This is a genomic window from Kitasatospora sp. NPDC047058, assembly GCF_040643935.1.
GTDB lineage: Bacteria > Actinomycetota > Actinomycetes > Streptomycetales > Streptomycetaceae > Kitasatospora.
Genome location: NZ_JBEYVJ010000584.1, coordinates 1 through 3455, shown reverse-complemented (window position 1 = coordinate 3455; position 3455 = coordinate 1). Strand labels below are relative to the sequence as shown.

The window sequence follows — 3455 nt, the reverse complement described above, 5'->3', positions numbered from 1 at the left end:
CCGGCCGGCGGGCCGTCGGCCGGGCCCGCACCGACGATGGCGGCCCAGAAGCGGTCGCCCCCGCCGAGGTGCTGCGCCAGGTCGAACAGCGTCCACTCGGGGCAGGTCGGCACCTGCGCGTCGAGGCTGGGCGCGGAGGCGACGGTGGCCCGGAACGCCGTCGACCGTTCGTCGATCAGCCGCAAGAGGTCGGAGAACTCGAGAGTGTTATGCACCCCGGGTTTCTATCACCATGATCAGATCACGGGAAAGCGGTTTTCCCCGGCCGCCGCGGCAACGGCACAGCACCGGCCCTCGGACTGCCGCGACGCGTGGCCAGCGGGCCTGAGGGGGGACCGACCCGGGCCGGCTGTGCGGCTAAACGGCTGCCTGGGCGGCCGGTGGGTGTCCCCGCCGGGGCGCGGTGGAATCCGTTGGCCCATGGACGCCACCCACGCCCTGCCGACCGGCAGTGAGATCGCCCTGACCGTCAACGGACACCCGCACACCCTCGCGGTCGACCACCGCGTCACCCTGCTCGACGTGCTGCGCGACCGGCTCGGCCTCACCGGCGCGAAGCCGGGCTGCGAGCACGGGCAGTGCGGCGCCTGCACCGTGCTGGTGGAAGGACGGCGGGTCAACAGCTGTCTGCTGCTGGCCGTCGCCCAGGACGGCGCCCGCGTCACGACGGTGGAGGGCCTGGCCGGTGCGGACGGTCCGCACCCGCTGCAGCGGGCGTTCGTCGAGCAGGACGCCCTCCAGTGCGGCTTCTGCACCCCCGGGCAGCTCTGCTCGGCGGTGGCCGTGCTGGCCGAGACCGCCGGGGCGGCACCGCCGGCGGACGAGGGGACGCTGCGCGAGCTGCTCAGCGGCAACATCTGCCGCTGCGGCGCCTACCAGGGCATCATCCGCGCCGTCCGGCAGGTCCAGGCCGGCGGGGAGGCGGCGCGATGATGCCCTTCGGCTACACCCGGCCCGCGGACGTGGCCTCCGCGGTCGCCCTGCTCGCCGCCCGACCCGGGGCGCAACCCCTGGCCGGCGGCACCAACCTGGTCGACCTGATGAAGCTCGGCGTCGAACGGCCGGCGCTCCTGGTCGACATCGCCCGCCTGCCGCTGGACCGGATCGACGGGACCCCGGCGGGCGGCCTGCGGATCGGCGCCACCGTCCGCAACAGCGACCTCGCCGCCCACCCGCTGGTGCGCACCCGCTACCCGCTCGTCGCCCAGGCCGTCCTGGCGGGCGCCTCCGGGCAGCTGCGCAACGTCGCGACCACCGGGGGCAACCTGCTCCAGCGCACCCGCTGCCTGTACTTCCAGGACGTCTCCAAGCCCTGCAACAAGCGCCGGCCCGGCACCGGCTGCCCGGCCCGCACCGGCGTCCACCGGGACCTCGGTGTCCTCGGCACCTCCGACCACTGCGTGGCCACCCACCCCTCCGACCTGGCGGTGGCCCTCGTGGCCCTGAACGCCACCGTCCGGCTGACCGGCCCGGACGGCGACCGGGTCTTCCCGCTCGCCGCCTTCCACCGGCTGCCCGGCGACTCCCCCGAACGCGACACCGAGCTCGGTCCCGCCGAGCTCGTCACCGCCGTCGAGCTGCCGCCCCCGCCCGCCGGCGCCCGCTCGGTCTACCGCAAGGTGCGCGACCGGGCCTCCTTCGCGTTCGCGACCTGCTCGCTCGCCGCCCTGCTGACCCTGCGCGACGGCCGGGTCGACACCGTGCGCCTGGCCTTCGGCGCCCTCGCCCCCCGCCCCTGGCGGGCGCTGACCGCCGAGGCCGCCCTGTACGGGCAGCCGCCGACGCCCGAGGTGATCGGCCGCGCCCTGGAGGCCGAACTGACCGCCGCCCGGCCACTGCCCGACAACGCCTTCAAGCTGACCCTCGCCCGGCGCCTGGCCGTCCGCGAGCTGGTCCGGCTCGCCGAGACGCAGGAGGACCGATGAGCAGCGACCTCGCCCGGCTGGAGGGCCTGGAGAAGGTCACCGGCACCGCCCGCTACGCCGGGGACCAGCGGCCCGACGGCCTGGCCCACGCCTGGCCGGTGCCCGCGACCATCGCCCGCGGGGACGTCACCGCCGTCGACACCGCGCCCGCGCTCGCCGTTCCCGGGGTGCTCGCCGTGCTCACCCACCGCAACGCGCCCGCCCTCACCCTGCCCGAGGACGGCGACCCGACCCTGGCCGTGCTGCAGTCCCCCCGGGTGGCGCACCGCGGCCAGGTCGTCGCCCTGGTCGTGGCGGCGAACCCGCAGGACGCCCGGGCCGGCGCCGCGGCCGTACGGGTGACGTACGACGCCGAACCGCACGACGTGGTGCTCACCGACGACCACCCCGGCCTCTACACCCCCGCGTACGCCAACGGCGGCCACCCCGCCGTGCGCGAACGCGGCGACGTCGACCACGCCCACCGGCTGGCCGACCGGCGGCTCGACCTCACGTACCGGATCGGCCCGCTGCACAACCACCCGATGGAGCCGCACACCGCCACCGCCCGCTGGGACGGCCGGCGGCTGACCGTGCACGACTCCAGCCAGGGCGCCCACACCGTCCAGGAGACGCTGGCGGCGCTGTTCGGCCTCGACACCGGCGACGTCACGGTGGTCAGCGAGCACGTCGGCGGCGGCTTCGGCAGCAAGGGCACCCCCCGCCCGCACGTCGTCCTCGCCGTGATGGCCGCCCGGCAGGTCGGCCGCCCGGTCCGGCTGGCATTGCCCCGCGCCCTGCTGCCCGCGCTCACCGGCCACCGGGCGCCCTCGATCCACCGCGTCCGGCTGGGGGCCGACGACGACGGCCGGCTCACCGCCCTCGCGCACGAGGTGACGACCCGCTCGTCGACGGTGCAGGAGTTCGTCGAGCAGTCCGCCGTGCCCGCCCGCGTGATGTACGCCGCCCCGCACAGCCGGACGGCCCACCGCGTCGTCCGGCAGGACGTGCCCACCCCGTCCTGGATGCGGGCGCCCGGCGAGGCCCCCGGCATGTTCGCCCTCGAATGCGCCATGGACGAACTCGCCGGCGCCTGCGGCCTGGACCCGGTCGAACTGCGCCTGCGCAACGAGCCCGCCACCGAACCCGACACCGGACGGCCCTTCAGCAGCCGCAACCTGGCCGCCTGCCTGCGCGAGGGCGCCCGCCGCTTCGGCTGGCCGCAGGAGCACCCGTCCCGGCCGCGGAGGGACGGGCGGTGGCTCCTCGGCAGCGGCGTCGCCGCCTCCACCTACCCCGTCCTGGTCGCGCCCTCCACCGCCGAGGCCCTCGCCCGCCCCGACGGCACCTTCCTGGTCCGCACCGACGCCACCGACATCGGCACCGGCGCCCGGACCGTGCTCGCCGGGATCGCCGCCCGGGCCCTGGACGTGCCGGCCGGCCGGGTGTCGGTCGAAGATCACCTTGCGGCCCTTGGCGTGCAGCGCGGCGACGGTCGCGGCGTCGGTCTCGAAGCCGTCGACGTCGTAGACCGGGACGTCCACCGACTGG

The 3455-nt window shown here is 76.5% G+C and carries 4 protein-coding genes; 3 read left to right on the top strand and 1 reads right to left on the bottom strand.

All coding sequences use genetic code 11. The annotated features are described in order from the left end of the window. Positions 1-215, bottom strand: a 215-nt coding sequence (locus tag ABZ885_RS37815) for a maleylpyruvate isomerase N-terminal domain-containing protein (protein ID WP_360199218.1), incomplete at its 3' end; no start/stop codon positions are given. 205 nt (positions 216-420) lie between these two features. On the opposite strand from ABZ885_RS37815, the gene ABZ885_RS37810 reads away from it, so the two are divergent. From ABZ885_RS37810 to ABZ885_RS37800, 3 genes are all read left to right on the top strand, one after another. Beyond that, positions 421-933 carry a (2Fe-2S)-binding protein gene (locus ABZ885_RS37810; RefSeq protein WP_360199216.1) on the top strand — a complete coding sequence of 171 codons (513 nt, stop codon included), beginning with the start codon at positions 421-423 and terminating at the stop codon, positions 931-933. Then, entirely contained in the window at positions 930-1925 is a 996-nt protein-coding gene (locus ABZ885_RS37805; RefSeq protein WP_360199214.1) for a xanthine dehydrogenase family protein subunit M, read from the top strand. Before ABZ885_RS37810 ends, ABZ885_RS37805 begins: the two co-directional genes overlap by 4 nt. Continuing rightward, the coding region (locus tag ABZ885_RS37800) for a molybdopterin cofactor-binding domain-containing protein (RefSeq protein WP_360199212.1) at positions 1922-3455 on the top strand (1534 nt) is incomplete at its 3' end. The genes ABZ885_RS37805 and ABZ885_RS37800, both read left to right, overlap by 4 nt.

Excerpts from the sequence above, each read along its gene's own strand:
- ABZ885_RS37805 (WP_360199214.1), top strand. The coding sequence starts at position 930 with ATGATGCCCTTCGGCTACACCCGGCCCGCGGACGTGGCCTCCGCGGTC.
- ABZ885_RS37810 (WP_360199216.1), top strand. The coding sequence starts at position 421 with ATGGACGCCACCCACGCCCTGCCGACCGGCAGTGAGATCGCCCTGACC.